Consider the following 18,412-nt stretch of genomic DNA (forward strand, 5'->3'; position numbering starts at 1 on the left):
GGGAGGGGGCTTGATCCAACTGTAGGAGCGAGCTTGCTCGCGAAAAACGTCAACGATAACGCGTGCAGCCTGAATAGGCGCGGTGCTTATGAGTTCTTCGCGAGCAAGCTCGCTCCTACAATTGGTTTTGTGTTTCTTCAGTTGGACACGTCGGCAATGGCTTCGGCCAGGAGTGTCAGGCGTGTCGCGTCAATACCCGCCACGTTAGCCCGCCCCGAACTGACCATATACACGCTGTGCTTCTCGCGCAGTTGCTTCACCTGCTCGGCACTCAAACCGGTGTAGGAAAACATCCCGCGTTGTGCGCCGATGTGCGCGAACCGCTCCGACAAACCGTGAGGCGCCAACGCCTCCACCAGTCCGCAACGCAACTGCGCGATGCGTGAACGCATGGCTTCGACTTCGCCGCTCCACAGCGTCTTCAGCTCGGCATCGCCGAGGATGGTCGCGACCACCGCCGCCCCATGATCCGGTGGGGTCGACCACAGGTTACGGGCGATGTTCGCTAACTGGCTGCGCACGTCGGTCAGCTTCTCGGCATCCGCCGCACACACAATCAACGCGCCGACACGGTCACTGTACAGGCCGAAGTTCTTCGAACAGGAACTGGTGACCAGCACTTCCGGCAACTCGGCCGCCATTAGCCGTACCGCCCAGGCGTCCTGTTCCAGGCCGTCGCCGAAGCCCTGGTAGGCAAAGTCGATCAACGGCAGCAACCGCCGCTCGCGCACGATCTCCAGCACCTGGCGCCAGTCCGCCTGGGACAGGTCGAAGCCGGTCGGGTTATGGCAGCAGGCGTGCAGCAACACCACATCGCCCTCGGGCACGGTGGACAGGGTGGCGAGCATTGCCGCCACATCCAGCCGGTTGTCCGCCCCCACGTAAGGGTAATGGCTGACCTTGAGCCCGGCCTTGGCGAAGATGGTTTCGTGGATCGGCCAGGTCGGGTTGCTCAGCCATACGCCACGGCCGGGCAGGCTGTGGGCGATAAAGTCGGCGCTCAGGCGCAGGGCGCCGGTGCCGCCTGGGGTCTGGGTGGCGCCGGCACGGCCTTCGCGCAGCAGCGCCGAGTCGGTGCCCAGTACCAGCTCACTGATCAATGTGCCAAAGGCCGCATTGCCGTGGCCGCCGATATAGGTCTTGGTGGTCTGGGTGTCGACCAGGCGCTGTTCCGCGCGTTTCACCGAATGGGGAATCGGCGTCAGGCCCTGGTCGTCCTTGTACACGCCCACGCCGAGGTCGAACTTGTTCGGGTTGGAGTCTTGGGCGTACAGGTCCATCAGCCCGAGAATCGGGTCGCCGGGCACGCGACCAATGGCATCGAAATGCATTACTTGCGGCCCTCGGCGTTCTTGGCCACTTCGTCGGTACGCGCGGCCATGATGAAGTCGTTGCGGTGCAGGCCCTTGATGGAGTGGCTCCACCAGGTCACGGTGACTTTGCCCCATTCGGTGAGCAGGCCTGGGTGATGGCCTTCGGCTTCGGAGATTTCACCCATGGCGTTGGTAAAGGCCAGGGCGAACTTGAAGTTCTTGAACAGGAAGACCTTTTCCAGTTGCATCACGCCATCGCGTACTTCGATATTCCAGTCGGGAATCTGCTTGAGCAGCACCGGCAGTTCTTCATCGCTGACCTGTGGGGCATCGGCGCGGCAGGCTTCGCAGTGGGCTTGGTTCAAGGTAGTCATGGGGGTGTCCTGAATTCGAGTGTCTGGAAACGGTCGTCAGTGGCGTTACCCTAAAGCAACGCGGGGCCAGGGAACAGACTCACCTGGCCGCAAAACCTGAGGTTCACGCTGCTTTGGGTTTTGGCGGAAATTTCGGGGCGTGCAAGCCTAACTGCATACCGCGCTCAACCATGCCCATGATGTCTTCCTGCGCGACTTCGAACAGGCGCTTGAGGTTGGGCAGGACAAAGTACAGCGGTTGCAGGATATCGATACGATACGGCGTGCGCATTGCCTCCAGTGGGTCGAAGGCTTGGTGCTCAGGCTCGGACGACAGGCTGTACACCGTCTCTTTGGGCGACGACAGAATGCCACCACCGTAGATGCGCCGACCTTCAGGGGTGTCCACCAGGCCGAACTCGATGGTCATCCAGTAGAGGCGCGCGAGGTACACCCGTTGCTCCTTGGTGGCTGCCAGGCCGAGCTTGCCGTAGGTGTGGGTGAATTCGGCGAACCAGGGGTTGGTCAGCAGCGGGCAGTGACCAAAGATCTCATGGAAAATATCCGGCTCTTGCAGGTAGTCCAGTTCTTCGCGGGTGCGAATAAAGGTCGCCACGGGAAACTGCTTGTTGGCGAGCAATTCGAAAAAGGTCTGGAAGGGGATCAGCGCCGGCACCCGGGCAACTTGCCAGCCCGTGGTGTCGGCCAGCACCTGGTTGATTTCGCTCAACTGTGGAATGCGGTCCAGGGGCAGGCCGAGCTTGTCGATGCCGTCCAGGTATTCCTGGCAGGCGCGACCCTCGATCACTTTCAATTGACGGGTGATCAGAGTGTTCCACACCGCGTGTTCTTCCGGCGGGTAGTGGATAAAACCTTGCGCATCGGGCTCGCGGGCCACGTAGTGCGTCTGCTTCATACGGCTCTCCTGCTAGGCATTCGTTCTTGTTATGTCCTGCGATGACCCTATTGATACCCCGACTGGGGCGCGATTCCACCTGCCGCTCAGGTGTGTTCGTAGGAAAAATTACCGTTTTTCGTAAAGTTTTCGTTACGACCCTGGGTATTCTGGCGTCACCACGCTGTGAAAAGCGCGGCGACTGTCACATAATCTTGACGACTATCTGCGCCCAGCGACAAAAAGACGCAGCGCCTACCGACCTTTCGAGCCTTTCCATGCGTATCAAAGTGCATTGCCAGAACCGCATCGGCATCCTGCGGGACATCCTCAACCTGCTGGTGGAGTACGGCGTCAACGTCGCCAAGGGCGAGGTCGGTGGCGAGCACGGCAATGCCATCTACCTGTACTGCCCGAACCTGGTGAACATGCAGTTCCAGGCATTGCGTCCGCAGTTCGAGGCGATTGCCGGGGTGTTTGGCGTAAAGAGGGTAGGGCTGATGCCCAGCGAGCGCCGGCATATGGAGCTCAATGCGCTGCTTGGTGCCCTGGAGTTTCCGGTGTTGTCCATCGACATGGGCGGCTCCATCGTTGCCGCCAACCGTGCCGCGGCGCAGTTGCTTGGCGTGCGGGTGGACGAGGTGCCGGGGATTCCGCTGTCGCGCTATGCCGAGGATTTCGATTTGCCGGAACTGGTGCGCGCCAGCAAGTCGCGGATCAATGGCCTGCGGGTCAAGGTCAAGGGTGACGTGTTCCTGGCGGATATCGCGCCGCTGCAATCCTCCGAGCACGATGACAGCGAAGCGATGGCGGGCGCCGTGTTGACCCTGCATCGCGCCGATCGCGTCGGTGAGCGCATCTACAACGTGCGCAAGCAAGAGTTGCGTGGCTTCGACAGTATCTTCCAAAGCTCCAAGGTCATGGCTGCCGTGGTCCGCGAAGCGCGGCGCATGGCACCGCTGGATGCGCCGCTATTAATAGAAGGCGAAACCGGCACGGGTAAAGAGTTGCTGGCGCGTGCCTGTCACTTGGCCAGCCCGCGTGGGCAGTCGCCGTTGATGGCGCTCAACTGCGCCGGCCTGCCTGAATCGATGGCCGAGACCGAGCTGTTTGGCTATGGCCCAGGCGCTTTTGAAGGCGCGCGGGCCGAAGGCAAGCTCGGGCTGCTGGAACTGACAGCGGGCGGTACGCTGTTTCTCGATGGTGTCGGGGAAATGAGCGCGCGCTTGCAGGTGAAATTGCTGCGCTTTTTGCAGGACGGCTGCTTTCGGCGTGTCGGCAGCGATGAAGAGGTGTACCTGGATGTGCGGGTGATCTGCGCCACCCAGGTGGATTTGTCCGAGCTGTGCGCCCGTGGTGAATTCCGCCAGGATCTCTACCATCGCCTCAACGTGCTGTCCCTGCATATCCCGCCGTTGCGTGAATGCCTTGATGGCCTGGCGCCGTTGGTGGAGCACTTTCTCGACCAGGCCAGCCGCCAGATCGGCTGCCCGCTGCCCAAGCTGGCGCCCGCCGCGATGGAGCGCCTGAGCCACTACCACTGGCCAGGTAACGTGCGGCAGTTGGAAAACGTGTTGTTCCAGGCGGTGTCGTTGTGCGACGGCGGCACGGTCAAGGCCGAGCATATCCGGCTGCCGGACTATGGCGTGCGTCAGCCGCTTGGCGATTTCTCGCTGGAGGGTGGTTTGGAGGCGATCGTCGGACGCTTCGAGAAGGCAGTGCTGGAAAGCCTGTACGCCGAGCACCCTAGCAGTCGACTGCTGGGTAAGCGCTTGGGCGTGTCTCACACCACCATCGCCAATAAATTGCGCGATTACGAAATCCTCAAGGTCGACAAATAACCCGTGTGGGAGGGGGCAACCCCTCCCACATTTAATCCGTGGCGTTGCCGTAAGCGGCATAAGTCCGCCGTTTTTTCGACTCCCATCGGGACGTCATTTATTCACGCCCGCCGCCAAACCCCCGCCCCGCCTGCACTTCTCCCGCTTTTCAAAAGTTGGTTCGCAAATTGCTTAAGCCTCATCAGTACAGCGGTGGGCGGCAAGCGTCCGTCAGAAAGAGGATAGAGCGTGGACAAGTACCTTTATGTGGCAATGACCGGCGCCAGCCAGAATGCTCTGGCGCAGAAGGCCCATGCCAACAATCTGGCGAACATTTCCACCAACGGCTTCCAGCGTGACCTGGAGCAGGCCCGTTCGATGCCGGTGTTCGGTGACAGCTTTCCGGCGCGGGCCTTTGCCATGACCGAGCGGCCAGCCACCGACTTCTCGCCGGGCGCCATGATCGAAACCGGTCGTGACCTGGATGTGGCGGTCAGCGGTGACGGCTGGATGGCGGTGCAAACGCCGGACGGTGGCGAAGCCTACGTGCGCAGCGCCAGCATGAATGTGGATGCGCTGGGCGTGCTGCGGGCCGGCAACGGTATGCCGATCATGGGCAACGGTGGCCCGATTGCCGTGCCGCCCCAGCAGAAAATCGAAGTGGGCGCCGACGGCACCGTCAGCATCCGCGCCATGGGCGAAGGCCCACGGGTGATGGCGGAAGTGGACCGCATCAAGCTGGTCCAGCCGGACCTCAAGAACATGACCAAAGGCCTCGACGGCACCATCCACACCAAGGATGGCCAGCCGGCCCAGGCCGATGCGAGCGTCAAGCTGACCTCGGGCTTCCTGCAAGCGAGCAACGTCAACGCGGTGGAAGAAATGACTGCGGTGCTGGCGCTTTCCAAGCAATTCGAGCTGCACATCAAGATGATGAACAGCGCCAAAGAAGACGACCAGGCCATGACCCGCGTTCTGGCGATGAGCTGATAGCGGCATCACCCACACTAATTTTGCAGCACAGCGCCAACAAACAGGCGCACGAAGGAGAACAGCATGCTTCCGGCTCTATGGGTTGCCAAAACAGGCCTGTCCGCCCAGGACACCAACCTGACCACCATTTCCAACAACCTGGCAAACGTGTCGACCACGGGCTTCAAGCGTGATCGCGCCGAGTTCCAGGACCTGCTCTACCAGATCAAGAAGCAGCCTGGCGCCCAGTCGACCCAGGACAGCGAACTGCCGTCGGGCCTGCAACTGGGTACCGGTGTGCAGATCGTCGGCACCCAAAAGAACTTCAGCGCCGGTAACTTGCAGCAAACTGGCCAGCCGCTGGACATGGCGATCAACGGCAAAGGGTTTTTCCAGATCCTGCAGCCGGACGGCACCACCACCTACACCCGCGACGGCACGTTCCACCTGGACGCCAACGGCCAGGTCGTCACCGCCAACGGTTTTGCCCTGGAACCGGCGATTGTCGTGCCCGCCAACGCCCAAACGTTCACCGTCGGTAACGACGGCACCGTGTCCATTACGGTGGCGGGTAACCCGGCGTCGCAAGTGATCGGCAACCTGCAAACCGCCGACTTCATCAACCCGGCCGGCCTGCAAGCCATTGGTAACAACCTGTTCCTGGAAACCGCCTCCAGCGGCGCGCCGCAAATCGGCACCCCTGGCCTGAACGGTTTCGGCACCACGCTGCAAAGCACCCTGGAAACCTCCAACGTCAGCACGGTTGAAGAGATGGTCAACATGATCACCACTCAGCGCGCCTACGAGATGAACTCCAAGGTGATTTCCACCGCTGACCAGATGCTTTCGTTCGTTACGCAGAATCTGTAATCAAGTCTATGGGGCGCTCCTGAGAGCGCCTGCAACACCGTGAGGTTAGGGTCATGAATCGCTATGTTTCCGTTCTGGCATTGAGTGGGATTGCCGTGCTCGCGGGCTGTGTCGCCCCGACGCCAAAACCCAATGACCCGTACTACGCGCCGGTGTTGCCACGCACGCCGCTGCCGGCTGCGGCCAATAACGGCTCGATCTACCAGGCCGGTTTCGAACAGAACCTGTACAGCGACCGCAAGGCGTTCCGGGTCGGTGACATCATCACCATCACCCTCAACGAGAAGACCACGGCCAGCAAGAATGCCAACTCGCAGGTGGGCAAGACCAGCAAGACCGGCATTGGCCTGACTTCGTTGTTTGGTGCTGTACCGAACACCAATAACCCCCTGGGCAGCGGTGACTTGAGCCTGAGCGCAGGCTACAGCGGTGACCGCGCCACCAACGGCAAGAGTTCGGCGGGGCAGGGCAACAGCCTGACCGGTTCGATCACCGTGACCGTGGCCGATGTATTGCCCAACGGCATCATCGCAGTACGCGGTGAAAAGTGGATGACCCTCAACACCGGCGACGAGCTGGTGCGCATTGCCGGCATGGTCCGCGCCGATGATATTTCCACCGACAACACCGTGCCGTCGACACGGATTGCCGATGCGCGCATTACCTACTCGGGTACGGGTTCGTTTGCTGATGCGAGTCAGCCGGGCTGGTTCGACCGTTTCTTCCTTAGCCCGCTGTTCCCTTTCTAGGTGGCCACTTTGAACGTCAAACAGCTGATGGCAGCGGCACTGTTGTTATGCCTGAGCGCAGTCGCCCAGGCCGAGCGCCTGAAAGACATCGCCAGCATTTCCGGCGTGCGTTCCAACCAGTTGATCGGCTACGGCCTGGTGGTGGGGCTCAATGGTACGGGTGACCAGACCACCCAGACCCCATTCACCTTGCAGACCTTCAACAACATGCTCTCGCAGTTCGGCATCAAGGTGCCGGCGGGTTCGGGCAACGTGCAGTTGAAAAACGTCGCGGCGGTGTCGATCAGCGCCGACTTGCCAGCGTTCTCCAAGCCAGGCCAGGTGGTGGACATTACCGTGTCGTCCATTGGTAACTCGAAAAGCCTGCGGGGCGGCACCTTGCTGATGACCCCCCTCAAGGGTATCGACGGCAACGTCTACGCCATCGCCCAGGGCAACCTGGTGGTTGGCGGTTTCGACGCCGAGGGGCGTGATGGTTCGAAGATTACGGTGAACGTGCCATCGGCCGGTCGCATCCCCGGCGGCGCCACGGTTGAGCGCACCGTGCCCAGTGGTTTCAACCAAGGCAACAGCCTGACCTTGAACCTCAACCGCTCCGACTTCACCACCGCCAAGCGCGTGGTCGACAAGATCAACGACATGCTTGGCCCTGGCGTCGCCCAGGCGATCGATGGCGGTTCGATTCGTGTCACTGCGCCGCTCGATCCGAGCCAGCGCGTCGACTACCTGTCGATCCTGGAAAACCTTGAGGTCGACCCCGGCCAGGCCGTGGCCAAGGTCATCATCAACTCGCGTACCGGTACGATTGTGATCGGCCAGAACGTCAAGGTTTCGCCAGCGGCCGTGACCCACGGCAGCCTGACCGTGACCATCACCGAAGACCCGATCGTCAGCCAGCCTGGGCCGCTGTCCAACGGCCAGACCGCCGTGGTGCCGCGCTCCCGTGTCAACGCTCAGCAAGAAGCCAAGCCGATGTTCAAGTTCGGCCCTGGTACGACCCTGGATGAGATTGTCCGCGCGGTGAACCAGGTGGGCGCAGCGCCCGGCGACTTGATGGCGATCCTCGAAGCTTTGAAACAGGCCGGCGCCTTGCAAGCCGACCTGATCGTGATCTGAGGCCATGGCCATGGATATGCGCAAAAGCGGGCTGACCAGCACGGCGGACTCGGGCTCTTACTCCGACCTGAACCGGCTTAACCAGCTCAAGGTCGGTGCTGACAAGAACAGCGAAGGCAACATGCGCAAGGTGGCGCAGGAGTTCGAGTCGTTGTTCTTGAGCGAGATGCTCAAGTCCATGCGCTCGGCCACCGAGGCCCTGGGCAAGGACAACCCGCTGAACACTCCGGCCGCCAAGCAATACCAGGAAATGTACGACCAGCAGTTGGCGGTCTCCATGTCCCGCGAAGGTGGCGGTATCGGCCTGGCCGACGTGCTGATGCGCCAGATGCAGAAGAACAAACCGGTGGACGCCCAGGCGGCCACCTTGCAGGGGCCGGCGGCGGCAGACGCGGCGAAGAAGGTCGATGTGCCGACGGAAATCGCCGCTGGCACCAAGGCCGATGGCCCGCTGGGTCGCTCCAATGGCCAGCGCCCGCTGTGGGCGTACCGCGTGGCGGTGCCCGAGGGCGCCAGCGCCCACGCCAACGATATGGCGCTGATGAACCAGCGTCGTATTGCCCTGCCAAGCAAGCTGACCGACCGCCTGCTCGCTGGCATCGTGCCGACCGCGCCGGTCGCGATCGATGCTAAAAACGCACCGCTGCGTAACAGTGCCGCCGACGACAGCGTGGTCAACAGCACCGCGCGCACGTTTGCCGTACCGAGCGGACGCATGCAGGTCTACGGTCGCGCCGTGGCCCAGCCACCGTTGGCGCCGGCGAAGAAAGCCTTCAGTTCCCAGGATGAATTCGTCGCCACCATGTTGCCGATGGCCAAGGCCGCGGCAGCACGTATCGGCGTCGATCCAAAGTACTTGGTGGCCCAGGCCGCCCTGGAAACTGGCTGGGGCAAATCGGTGATGCGTGCCGAGGACGGCAGCAGCAGCCACAACCTGTTCGGCATCAAGGCCGGCAAGAGTTGGCAGGGCGGCCAGGCCCGCGCGATCACCAGCGAGTTTCGTGATGGGGCGATGGTCAAGGAGACGGCGCAGTTCCGTTCCTACGACTCCTACCAGGACAGCTTCCATGACCTCGTGACGTTGCTGCAAAGCAATGATCGCTATAAAGAAGTTGTGAAATCGGCCGATAACCCCGAACAGTTTGTACGCGAGTTGCAAAAAGCCGGATACGCAACCGACCCGGCCTATGCCAGCAAGATTTCGCAGATCGCCAAAACGATGGACAGTTACCAGAATTACGCTGCCGCGGGCGCGACCACTCATTTATAAGGTCTGAACCACCATGAGTTTGCTCAATATCGGGATGTCGGGGCTTAACGCCGCTCAAGGATCGTTGTCGGTCTTGAGTAACAACATCGCCAACGCCAACACCTCGGGCTATTCGCGTCAGCAGACCACCCAGAACGCGAACGCGTCGAACCCCTACGGCGGCGTATACATCGGTAGCGGCACCACCCTGGCCGATGTGCGCCGGGTATATAACGAATTCCTGGACGCGGCTTACCAGAACAGCACGGCACTCAATAACGATGCCAAGGCCTATTCGAGCCAGGCGAGCGCCATCGACAAGACCTTGTCGGACAAGACCACCGGCATGTCCTCGGTACTGGGGGCGTTCTTCTCCGCCGTGCAGACCGCCGCTTCCAACCCCAGCGACGTTTCTGCCCGACAAGTGCTGTTGACCAGCGCCCAGACCCTGAGCAACCGTTTCAACGCGATCTCCGGCCAGCTCAACCAGCAGAAAGAATCGATCAACGGCCAGTTGGGCACCATGAGCGATCAGGTCAACCAATTGACCTCGTCGATCGCCTCGCTCAACAAGCAGATCACCCAGGCCCAAGGCTCAACCACCACGGCGCCGGCCAACCTGCTGGATGCGCGTAACGAAGCGGTACGTTCGCTCAATGAGTTGGTGGGGGTCACCGCCAGCGAAAAGAACGGGATATTCAGCGTCAGTACCGGCACCGGGCAGTCCCTGGTGTTGGGCGACCAGTCCAGCACCATTTCGGCAGTGCCGAGCCAAAACGACCCGAGCCAGTACACCATCCAGCTCAATGCGGGTGGCGGAACCTCGATCGACCTGGGCAATGTGCTCAGTGGCGGTAGCATCGGTGGCCTGTTGCGTTATCGCAGTGACGCCTTGATGCCGGCCATCAATGATTTGGGGCGTATCGCCATCGCCACCGCCGATACCGTCAACAGCCAGCTCGGCCAAGGCCTGGATTTGAACGGCGACTTCGGCGTGTCCCTGTTCAAGGACGTCAACAGCGCTGTCGCCATCTCGCAGCGCAGCCAAGGCGCGGCGGGCAACAGCGCCGGTTCCGGTAACCTGAATGTCAGCATCAGCGACACCAGCAAGCTGTCGACCTACGACTATAAAGTCACCTTCAGCAGTGGCAATAACTACACGGTGACGCGTTCCGACGGCAAGGCCATGGGCGCGTTTGACACCACCACCACGCCGCCGCCGGTGATTGATGGTTTTACCCTGGCCCTGGACGGCAAAGGCCCAGTGGCCGCGGGTGACACTTTCAAGGTCAGCCCGACCGCCAACGGTGCCACCGGTATCGGTACCCAACTGACCGACGCCAATAAAATTGCATTCGCCGGGCCTTTGCTGGGCGAGGGCAGCAAGACCAACCAGGGCACTGGCACCTTTACCCCGCCGAGCCTGACGGTGCCGATCGACATCGATGGCGGCGCGGCGACCGCTCAGCTGCGTACCGGGATTGAACACTCGATGCCGGTCAAGATGGTATTCGGCAAGCCGGCCACCGACGGCACTCAGCCGTACACGCTCAACGATGCCCAGGGTAACCCGATTGGTACCGGCACCATCGTTCCAGGCCAAGGCAACAAGATTACGGTCGCCGTACCGATGCGGGATGCCAGCGGGACCTTGCTCACCCCGGCACAGAGCTTCAGTTTCGATACTACGGTCGGCGGCTCGCCTGCCGACGGTGACAGCACCTCGTTCTCGTTCAACGCCGCGGGCCGCTCGGATAACCGCAATGCCCTGGCATTGCTGGACCTGCAAACCAAGGCCTCGGTCGGCCTGGCCGATGGCAGTGGCGGTGGTGTGAGCCTGGTGACGGCCAACAGCCGCCTGGTCTCGACCGTGGGTGCCAAGGCCGCTTCGGCCATTACCGACACCACGGCAACCGGCGCATTGCTCAAGGCCAACCAGGACGCGCGCAACTCGGTGTCTCAGGTCAACCTGGATGAAGAAGCGGGCGACATGATCAAGTTCCAGCAGTACTACACGGCGTCGTCGCAGATCATCAAGGCTGCGCAAGAAACCTTCAGTACATTGATCAATAGTCTTTAAGGGAGTCTGGGACGATGCGTATTTCTACTGCTCAATATTTCGAAACCAGTTCCGCCAAGTATTCGGACAACTATTCCAGCGTGGTGAAGGCTCAGGACCAGGCCAGTTCCGGTGTGCGTGTGCAAACCGCCGGGGATGATCCGGTCGCCGCCGCGCGCTTGCTGTTGCTGCAACAGCAGAAAGACATGCTGGGCCAGTTCAACGGCAATATCACCAGCCTGAAAAACTCCCTGACCAACGAAGAAAGCGTGCTCGGCGCGATCAACGATGCCTTGCAGCGCGCCACTCAGTTGGCCCTGCGTGCCGGTGGTTCGTTGAGCGACGCCGACCGTCGCTCGGTTGCCAGTGAAGTGGGGGCGATCGAGGATCAGGTCCTGGGCTTGCTCAACAGCAAGGACTCTTCCGGCAACTACCTGTTTTCCGGTTCCAAGACCCAGACCCCGCCCTACAGCCGTAACAATGATGGCACCTACAGCTATCAGGGCGACGAAACGCCGCTGAGCCTGCAAGTGTCGAATACGTTGACGGTCAACGCTGGCGATACCGGCAAGACGGTTCTGGAGGGCGCTGCCAACTCCAGTCGCACCCAGGCCACGTGGCTTGCACCTGTGCCCCAGACGGTGCCGCCGACGGTCAATGACAACAAGGTTGCGCTGTCGGCCGGGCTGGTGACGTCGAGCTCCGACTACGCCAGTAAGTTCGCCGACGGCGAGCCGTACAAGCTGACCTTTACCAGCAGTACTCAATACAAGGTGTCCGATAAGAACGGCACTGACGTGACTTCGGAGATTGCCGGCAACGGTACCTTCGACGCCACCAAGGAAGGCAGCACCAGCGTGGCGCTGCGTGGGGTGAAGTTCGACATCACCATGAACCTCGGCGACGTTGCTCCGGGCGCCAACTCCGATGCGCTGGTCAAGGATCGTTCGTTCAGCCTGGAAGCCAAGCCGGATACCTTCAGTATCTCGCGCACGCCGAGCAACGCGTCCACGGCACAATTGAACAATGCCACCGTGTCCAGCCAGGCGGGCTATGCCAGCACGTTCCCGACCAACAGCGGGGCGCTGATCAAGTTCACCAGCGCCACCGCCTATGAGATGTATACCCAGCCCTACACCGCCAATAGCAGGCCCATTGCCACCGGTGATACCGGCGGCGGGACAACCTTGACCGCGGCCGGGGTGACCTTTGACATCAGCGGCGGGACGCCGCAAGCGGGCGATCAGTTTTCCGTGGGGGCCAATACCCAGAAAACCCAGAATGCGCTGGACACCCTTGGCCAATTGCGCAAGGCGCTGGAGCTGCCCGCCGACGGCAATCCGGCGGCGACCGTCAAGCTCAAGGACGTGTTGGATGCTTCCATCGCCAACCTGGCCAATTCAATGTCGCAGATCACCAACGTGCGGGGTTCCATCGGTGCGCGGGGCAACGCCCTGGACATCCAGTCTGACGAAAACACCAGTATCGGCCTGGCCAACACCAGCACCATGAGTGACCTGGCCAACATCGATATGGGCGAGGCGGCGATCAATCTGACGCTGCAGCAAACCATGTTGCAGGCCTCGCAATTGGCGTTCGTCAAAATCTCCCAGTTGAGCCTGTTCAACAAGATGTAAGCGGCGTCTAGCCAAGCGGCCCGCTCTGGAAACAGGGCGGGCCGTTTTCGTTTCTGGGGTTTAATTGTTTGAAGGTTTTGCACAAAGCACACACAATTGAGTGACCTGTGAGTCATAAAGCGCATCTTCACTGTATCGTGTGAAAAGGATAAGTCGTCACAGGGTCCTTGCGGGGCGGCTTTCAGCGAGATTTTTATGGGGTTATCCCCTTTATTGTCCAGCACTCCAGGCGTCGTCCGAGGGGTGTTCTCCAGCTATTTAGTATTGGGAAGCCACAATGATTGGCATAAAAAGCATCGCCAGTTACGTGCCGGCAGACGGGATCGATAACTACGCCCAGGGTGCCAAATTCGCCAAGGATGAAGAGTTCATCATTGGCAAGATCGGGTCGGCGTTTCTGCCGCGCAAGGAAGCTGCGCAGGAAACCTCCGACCTGTGTGTCGAGGCGGTCAACGCTTTGTTTGCCAACAACCCGGATTTGAAGCGCGAGTCCATCGACGCACTGATCGTCGTCACCCAGAACGGCGACGAAGAGGGTTTGCCCCACACCGCCGCCATCGTCCAGGACAAGCTGGGCCTGCCGACCCACGTGGCGGCCTTCGATATTTCCCTGGGCTGCTCGGGCTACGTCTACGGTATCTACGCAATGAAAGGCTTCATGGAAGCCACCGGCCTGAAAAACGGCCTGCTGGTCACGGCCGATCCGTACTCCAAGATTGTCGACCCGGAAGATCGCAACACCACCATGCTGTTCGGCGATGCCGCCACTGCCACGTGGATGGGCGAAGACGCGTCGTGGTTGCTGGGCAAGGCGAAGTTCGGCACCGACGGTTCCGGCGCGCCGCACCTGAAGGTCAGTGATGGCGTGTTCTTCATGAACGGCCGCCAGGTGTTCAACTTCGCATTGCTCAAGGTGCCGGCACACCTGCATGAGCTGCTCGATGAGTCGCAGCTCAAGGCCGACGACATCGATGCGTTCTGCATTCACCAGGGCAGTGCGGCGATTGTCGATGCCGTGGCGCGGCGTTTCGAGGATGCCCCGGTGGACAAGTTCATCAAGGATATGGTCGAGACCGGTAACACCGTGTCGTCGAGTATTCCATTGCTGCTGGAGAAGCACGTGATGGACGCTACCTGGAAGCGCGTGGCCATCAGCGGTTTTGGCGTGGGCCTGTCGTGGGGCTCGGCGATTCTGCATCGTCCGTGACGCGTCGGTAGACTGAGTTCGCCGCAAAAGCAAACGCCGATGATCGAAAGATCATCGGCGTTTTTTATTTGGCGCCAAAAAAACCAGAAAATCCGGTGGGAAAAGTCAGCCTAAAGCCTTGAATTACAAGGGATGGCACGAGGCCAGTAAAAAAAATAAAAAAAAGGCTCAAGCAACCGCCTACCACGACGATAACTATTACGTAGGTTCTCAGGCCACACCCGGCGGTTGCCAGGGCCGGAAGCCGCAGTATCCATCCAACGAGGATTTCGTCATGGCTTTAACAGTAAACACCAACATTGCTTCGATCACTACCCAGGGCAACCTGAACAAAGCTGGCGGCGCCCTGGCCACTTCCATGCAGCGCCTGTCTTCCGGCCTGCGTATCAACAGCGCTAAAGACGACGCTGCCGGCTTGGGTATTGCTACTCGCATGACTAGCCAAATCAATGGCCTGGGTCAAGCAGTGAAGAACGCTAACGATGGTATCTCCATCGCGCAAACCGCTGAAGGCGCAATGCAGGCTTCGACCGACATTCTGCAAAAAATGCGTACCCTGGCTCTGTCTTCGGCTACTGGCTCCCTGAGCACCGACGACCGTAAGTCGAACAACGACGAATACCAGGCTCTGACTTCGGAACTGACCCGTATCTCGCAAACCACTACTTTCGGTGGCCAGAAACTGCTGGACGGCTCTTACGGTACCAAAGCTATCCAGGTTGGCGCCAACGCTAACGAAACCATCAACGTAAGCCTGGACAACGTTGCTGCCAACAACATCGGTTCGCAGCAGATCAACAGCCTGGGCATCACCCCTGGTGCTGGTGTTGCTGGTGGCGCAATCGCTGTGACTGGTAACGGTCAGACTACCAACGTAACCGTAGCTGCCGCTGCTTCCGCTAAAACCATCGCTGCCCAACTGAATGGCGCCGTCGGTGGCCTGAGCGCTACTGCCAGCACTGAAGCTCAGTTCGTTGTCGGCGCGGGTGCTGCTGCTGCTCCGGCTTCGTTCACCATGACCGTTGGCGGCCAAGCCACCACGTTCATCGGCGTAACCGATACCGGCAGCTTGGCTGAGCAACTGAAGTCCAACTCCGCCAAACTGGGTATCAGCGTTAACTACGATGAATCCAAAGGCACTCTGTCGGTTAAATCCGACACCGGTGAAAACCTGGCCTTCAGCGCTTCGACCGCTGCCGGTACCATCACTGTTGCGACCAAAGACGGTTCCGGTGCCTACGGTACTGCCACTGCCCTGGCTGACGGCATCATCGCTACCGGTGCTGTGAACATGAACTCCTCCAAGGGTTACTCCCTGGAAGGTGCTGGTGTGACCGGTCTCTTCGGCGCCGCTACTTCGGCTGCTTCGGCCAAGGTTACGGTTTCGCAGACTGACGTGACTGACGCCACCAAGGCCCAGAACGCAGTGTCCGTAATCGACCAGGCTATCGCTACCATCTCCAGCTCCCGTTCGGGCCTGGGTGCGGTTCAGAACCGTCTGACCAGCACTGTGGATAACCTGACCAACATTCAGAAAAACACCACGTCTGCCCGTAGTACTGTTCAGGACGTCGACTTCGCTTCCGAAGCCGCTGAACTGACCAAGCAGCAAACCCTGCAGTCGGCTTCCACTGCGATCCTGTCGCAGGCTAACCAACTGCCATCCGCTGTACTGAAGCTGCTTCAGTAATCACAGCGCTGGGTAAATGACGGGAGGGCGCGTTTACGTGCCCTTTCGTCTTTTCCAATCAGAGGAGATTGGGCATGGACATGAATGTAAAACTGAACTTGTCTTATCCGCTACAGGCCCCTCAAGGCACTGTGGCACCTGTGGTTGCTGACAAAGATAAGACTAAGGTTGAGCCGGCCGCGCCAGCCACCGGTAAGTCTCAAAAGGACGATCTGGAAAAAGCGGTCACCGATATTAAAGAATTCGTACAAGCGGCCCAGCGCAATCTGGATTTTTCCATTGACGCTTCCACCCATAGGGTTGTGGTCAAGGTCATTGCCACCGACACCGGTGAAGTGATCCGCCAGATCCCCTCGGAAACGGCCTTGAAGCTGGCACAAAGTCTGTCCAGCGCCAGTCACGTGTTGTTTGACGACAAGGCTTGAGCTGGCATGAAACTTGTTGCTGTTACGGCTTGAAGTGTTGTTCGTCAAGATAACGGCAGCCACCGTAAAAGGAGAAAGATGATGGCGGGTACAACGATTACTGGCGTGGGGTCGGGCTTCGATACCCAGGCAATTGTAAAGTCCCTGGTAGATGCCGAGCGAGCGCCGAAACAGTCGCAGATCAATACCCAATCGCAAAAGGCAACTACCCAGCTGTCGTCGATCGGCAAGATCCAGGCTGCCCTGGACGCCTTCCGTGGTGCGCTGACCAGCATGGGCACCGACAACAGCTTCAGTGGCTTGACCGGTACCTCTTCGGATGAAAAAGTCGCCACCATGACGGCCAACCAAGGTGCAGCGAACGGCAGCTTCTCGCTGATCGTCAACCAGCTGGCCATGCCTTCGAAGCTATCGACCAAAACGTTTGCCGGTGGCCAGTCGACAGTCGTCAACGCCGGCACCACGGCGACAACGCTGACAATCACGCAGTCGGGCAAGAACTTTGATTTGAGTGTGCCGGCAGGCGCGACACTGCAACAGGTGCGTGATTCGATCAACTCCACGTTCGGCACCGCCGGCCTGAGTGCCAACATCCTCACCGACTCCACCGGTTCGCGTCTGATCCTGACCTCCACCAATAGCGGGGTCGGTTCGGACCTGACGATGTCGGGCAACTCTGGGATTGATACTGGCTACACGGTAGTCAGCGCGCCTCAGAACGCCAAGTACACCATCGATGGCATTGCGGCGGAGTCCAAGTCCAACAGCATCACGGATGCGGTGAGTGGGGTAAGCATCAAGTTGCTGTCGCTGTCGCCTACGGTCACGGCCAACGATCCGAATACAACCAACCCGCTTCGTACCGCCATGACCATCTCGGTCACTACCAGCGCCACCGCGCTGAAGTCCGGGGTCAAGGGCTTTGTCGACAGCTATAACGCCCTGCTCAAGGCCATGAACGCCGAGACCAAGGTCACCAAGGACGCCGCGGGTAACTCCATCGCCGCGACCCTGACCGGCGACTCGACCATGCGCACCTTGCAGTCGGCGATCCGCAACGAGTTCAACGCGCTTTCGGGGAACGGCACCTTGAAGTCCCTGGCGCAGTTCGGTGTCACAACCGATCAGGATACCGGCGCGCTGAGCATCGATAGCAAGCAGTGGGATAAGGCGGTGCTGACCAATGCCGCTGACATCAACAGTATCTTCAGCGGCAAGACTGGCTTGCTGGCGCGCCTGACGGCCGCTACCGACGCGTATGCCAAGCCGAGCACCGGGATTCTGGCCACGCGTACCACCTCGTTGGCCGACAGCCTGAAAGACCTGACCAAGCAGCAGACCGATCTGGATGACCGTCTCACCACCATGCAGGACGCCTTGACCCGCAAGTACACCGCCATGGATACGCTGGTAGCGCAGTTGCGTCAGCAGAGCACCAGTATTCTCGGTACGCTCAATGCAATCAGTGGCTCAAAAAGCAGCAGCAGTTGATTGACTGCGCCTGAAAAAGCCCGGGTCCGTTGACCTGGGCTTTGTTCTTTGTAGAGCCGCTGGGTTAAAGTTTTTTGCGACCCGGTCGACATAATGGTTACTGCAATCCTTCCAGCTGTTGCCTGTCACGAGGTAGAAAATGAATCCCATGAGAGCCCTTCGCCAATACCAGAAGGTCAATTCCCATGCCCAGATCTCCGAAGCCAGCCCGCATCGCCTGGTGCAGATGCTGATGGAAGGCGGCCTGGACCGCATGGCGCAAGCCAAGGGGGCGCTGGCGCGTGGCGATATCGCTCAGAAGGGCCTGATGCTGGGTAAGGCCACCGACATCCTGATCGGCCTGCGTGATGGCCTCGATGCGGAAAAAAGCGACAACAAGGAATACGTCCAGCAACTGGAAGGTCTGTATGTGTACATGACCAACCGCTTGATGCAGGCCAACCTGCACAACGATGCCGAGATGATCGACGAAGTCGCTCGTCTGCTGATTACCGTAAAAGAAGGCTGGGATGCCATTGCCGCACCGCAGGGTGCCGCACAATAAGGCCATCGGCCTTGAGGAACTC

Annotated in this window: 16 protein-coding genes; 13 read left to right on the top strand and 3 right to left on the bottom strand. The window is 60.1% G+C overall.

The window, feature by feature from the left end:
- Window positions 1–137: 137 nt before the first annotated feature.
- The 3 genes from AC1Q6I_RS03830 to phhA all read right to left on the bottom strand — a co-directional run bounded on the left by AC1Q6I_RS03830 (window position 138) and on the right by phhA (window position 2,582).
- Window positions 138–1,331 carry an amino acid aminotransferase gene (locus tag AC1Q6I_RS03830; protein ID WP_102624214.1) on the bottom strand — a complete coding sequence of 398 codons (1,194 nt, stop codon included), beginning with the start codon at window positions 1,329–1,331 and terminating at the stop codon, window positions 138–140.
- Window positions 1,331–1,687: a 4a-hydroxytetrahydrobiopterin dehydratase gene (locus tag AC1Q6I_RS03835; protein WP_024076734.1), complete on the bottom strand. Its 357-nt coding sequence runs from the start codon at window positions 1,685–1,687 to the stop codon at window positions 1,331–1,333. The genes AC1Q6I_RS03830 and AC1Q6I_RS03835 overlap by 1 nt, the downstream gene beginning before the upstream one ends.
- A 103-nt stretch (window positions 1,688–1,790) precedes the next feature.
- A complete protein-coding gene (gene phhA, locus AC1Q6I_RS03840; RefSeq protein WP_024076733.1) occupies window positions 1,791–2,582 on the bottom strand; it encodes a phenylalanine 4-monooxygenase in 792 nt (263 codons plus the stop codon).
- Window positions 2,583–2,839: 257 nt separating this feature from the next.
- Between phhA and AC1Q6I_RS03845 the strand changes: the two genes are divergently transcribed.
- From AC1Q6I_RS03845 to fliS, 13 genes are all read left to right on the top strand, one after another.
- Complete coding sequence (locus AC1Q6I_RS03845) at window positions 2,840–4,402, top strand: sigma-54-dependent transcriptional regulator (RefSeq protein ID WP_069076747.1); 1,563 nt, start codon at window positions 2,840–2,842, stop codon at window positions 4,400–4,402.
- A gap of 228 nt (window positions 4,403–4,630) precedes the next feature.
- The gene (locus AC1Q6I_RS03850) at window positions 4,631–5,371 is read left to right on the top strand and encodes a flagellar basal body rod protein FlgF (protein WP_024076731.1); all 741 of its coding nucleotides are present in this window, start codon (window positions 4,631–4,633) and stop codon (window positions 5,369–5,371) included.
- A gap of 66 nt (window positions 5,372–5,437) precedes the next feature.
- Window positions 5,438–6,223 carry a flagellar basal-body rod protein FlgG gene (gene flgG / locus AC1Q6I_RS03855; protein WP_024076730.1) on the top strand — a complete coding sequence of 262 codons (786 nt, stop codon included), beginning with the start codon at window positions 5,438–5,440 and terminating at the stop codon, window positions 6,221–6,223.
- 53 nt (window positions 6,224–6,276) lie between these two features.
- Window positions 6,277–6,972 (top strand): flagellar basal body L-ring protein FlgH, encoded by a 696-nt coding sequence (gene flgH, locus AC1Q6I_RS03860; protein WP_024076729.1) that lies wholly within the window; start codon window positions 6,277–6,279, stop codon window positions 6,970–6,972.
- A gap of 27 nt (window positions 6,973–6,999) precedes the next feature.
- Window positions 7,000–8,088: a flagellar basal body P-ring protein FlgI gene (locus AC1Q6I_RS03865; protein ID WP_162163609.1), complete on the top strand. Its 1,089-nt coding sequence runs from the start codon at window positions 7,000–7,002 to the stop codon at window positions 8,086–8,088.
- Between the two features lie 4 nt (window positions 8,089–8,092).
- A complete protein-coding gene (gene flgJ, locus AC1Q6I_RS03870) occupies window positions 8,093–9,358 on the top strand; it encodes a flagellar assembly peptidoglycan hydrolase FlgJ (protein ID WP_024076727.1) in 1,266 nt (421 codons plus the stop codon).
- A gap of 13 nt (window positions 9,359–9,371) precedes the next feature.
- Window positions 9,372–11,417, top strand: a complete 2,046-nt coding sequence (gene flgK / locus AC1Q6I_RS03875) for a flagellar hook-associated protein FlgK (protein WP_024076726.1) — start codon at window positions 9,372–9,374, stop codon at window positions 11,415–11,417.
- A 14-nt stretch (window positions 11,418–11,431) separates the two neighbouring features.
- Window positions 11,432–13,033: a flagellar hook-associated protein 3 gene (locus tag AC1Q6I_RS03880; RefSeq protein ID WP_024076725.1), complete on the top strand. Its 1,602-nt coding sequence runs from the start codon at window positions 11,432–11,434 to the stop codon at window positions 13,031–13,033.
- Window positions 13,034–13,310: 277 nt separating this feature from the next.
- Window positions 13,311–14,240, top strand: coding sequence for a ketoacyl-ACP synthase III (locus AC1Q6I_RS03885; protein ID WP_024076724.1), 930 nt, complete (start codon window positions 13,311–13,313; stop codon window positions 14,238–14,240).
- Window positions 14,241–14,514: 274 nt separating this feature from the next.
- Window positions 14,515–15,930, top strand: a complete 1,416-nt coding sequence (locus AC1Q6I_RS03890) for a flagellin N-terminal helical domain-containing protein (RefSeq protein ID WP_024076723.1) — start codon at window positions 14,515–14,517, stop codon at window positions 15,928–15,930.
- Window positions 15,931–16,004: 74 nt separating this feature from the next.
- Window positions 16,005–16,355 (top strand): flagellar protein FlaG, encoded by a 351-nt coding sequence (locus AC1Q6I_RS03895; protein ID WP_024076722.1) that lies wholly within the window; start codon window positions 16,005–16,007, stop codon window positions 16,353–16,355.
- A gap of 81 nt (window positions 16,356–16,436) precedes the next feature.
- The gene (fliD, locus tag AC1Q6I_RS03900) at window positions 16,437–17,846 is read left to right on the top strand and encodes a flagellar filament capping protein FliD (protein ID WP_024076721.1); all 1,410 of its coding nucleotides are present in this window, start codon (window positions 16,437–16,439) and stop codon (window positions 17,844–17,846) included.
- A gap of 139 nt (window positions 17,847–17,985) precedes the next feature.
- On the top strand, window positions 17,986–18,390 hold the full coding sequence (fliS, locus tag AC1Q6I_RS03905; RefSeq protein ID WP_024076720.1) for a flagellar export chaperone FliS: 405 nt from the start codon (window positions 17,986–17,988) through the stop codon (window positions 18,388–18,390).
- The last annotated feature ends 22 nt before the right edge of the window (window positions 18,391–18,412 follow it).

The sequence above is a fragment of the Pseudomonas sp. MPR-R2A5 genome (assembly GCF_058793055.1).

Coding starts and splice junctions, on each gene's coding strand:
- AC1Q6I_RS03830 (WP_102624214.1), bottom strand. CDS start 1,331: ATGCATTTCGATGCCATTGGTCGCGTGCCCGGCGACCCGATTCTCGGG.
- AC1Q6I_RS03835 (WP_024076734.1), bottom strand. CDS start 1,687: ATGACTACCTTGAACCAAGCCCACTGCGAAGCCTGCCGCGCCGATGCC.
- phhA (WP_024076733.1), bottom strand. CDS start 2,582: ATGAAGCAGACGCACTACGTGGCCCGCGAGCCCGATGCGCAAGGTTTT.
- AC1Q6I_RS03845 (WP_069076747.1), top strand. CDS start 2,840: ATGCGTATCAAAGTGCATTGCCAGAACCGCATCGGCATCCTGCGGGAC.
- flgG (WP_024076730.1), top strand. CDS start 5,438: ATGCTTCCGGCTCTATGGGTTGCCAAAACAGGCCTGTCCGCCCAGGAC.
- flgH (WP_024076729.1), top strand. CDS start 6,277: ATGAATCGCTATGTTTCCGTTCTGGCATTGAGTGGGATTGCCGTGCTC.
- AC1Q6I_RS03865 (WP_162163609.1), top strand. CDS start 7,000: ATGGCAGCGGCACTGTTGTTATGCCTGAGCGCAGTCGCCCAGGCCGAG.
- flgJ (WP_024076727.1), top strand. CDS start 8,093: ATGGCCATGGATATGCGCAAAAGCGGGCTGACCAGCACGGCGGACTCG.
- flgK (WP_024076726.1), top strand. CDS start 9,372: ATGAGTTTGCTCAATATCGGGATGTCGGGGCTTAACGCCGCTCAAGGA.
- AC1Q6I_RS03880 (WP_024076725.1), top strand. CDS start 11,432: ATGCGTATTTCTACTGCTCAATATTTCGAAACCAGTTCCGCCAAGTAT.
- AC1Q6I_RS03885 (WP_024076724.1), top strand. CDS start 13,311: ATGATTGGCATAAAAAGCATCGCCAGTTACGTGCCGGCAGACGGGATC.
- AC1Q6I_RS03890 (WP_024076723.1), top strand. CDS start 14,515: ATGGCTTTAACAGTAAACACCAACATTGCTTCGATCACTACCCAGGGC.
- AC1Q6I_RS03895 (WP_024076722.1), top strand. CDS start 16,005: ATGGACATGAATGTAAAACTGAACTTGTCTTATCCGCTACAGGCCCCT.
- fliD (WP_024076721.1), top strand. CDS start 16,437: ATGGCGGGTACAACGATTACTGGCGTGGGGTCGGGCTTCGATACCCAG.
- fliS (WP_024076720.1), top strand. CDS start 17,986: ATGAATCCCATGAGAGCCCTTCGCCAATACCAGAAGGTCAATTCCCAT.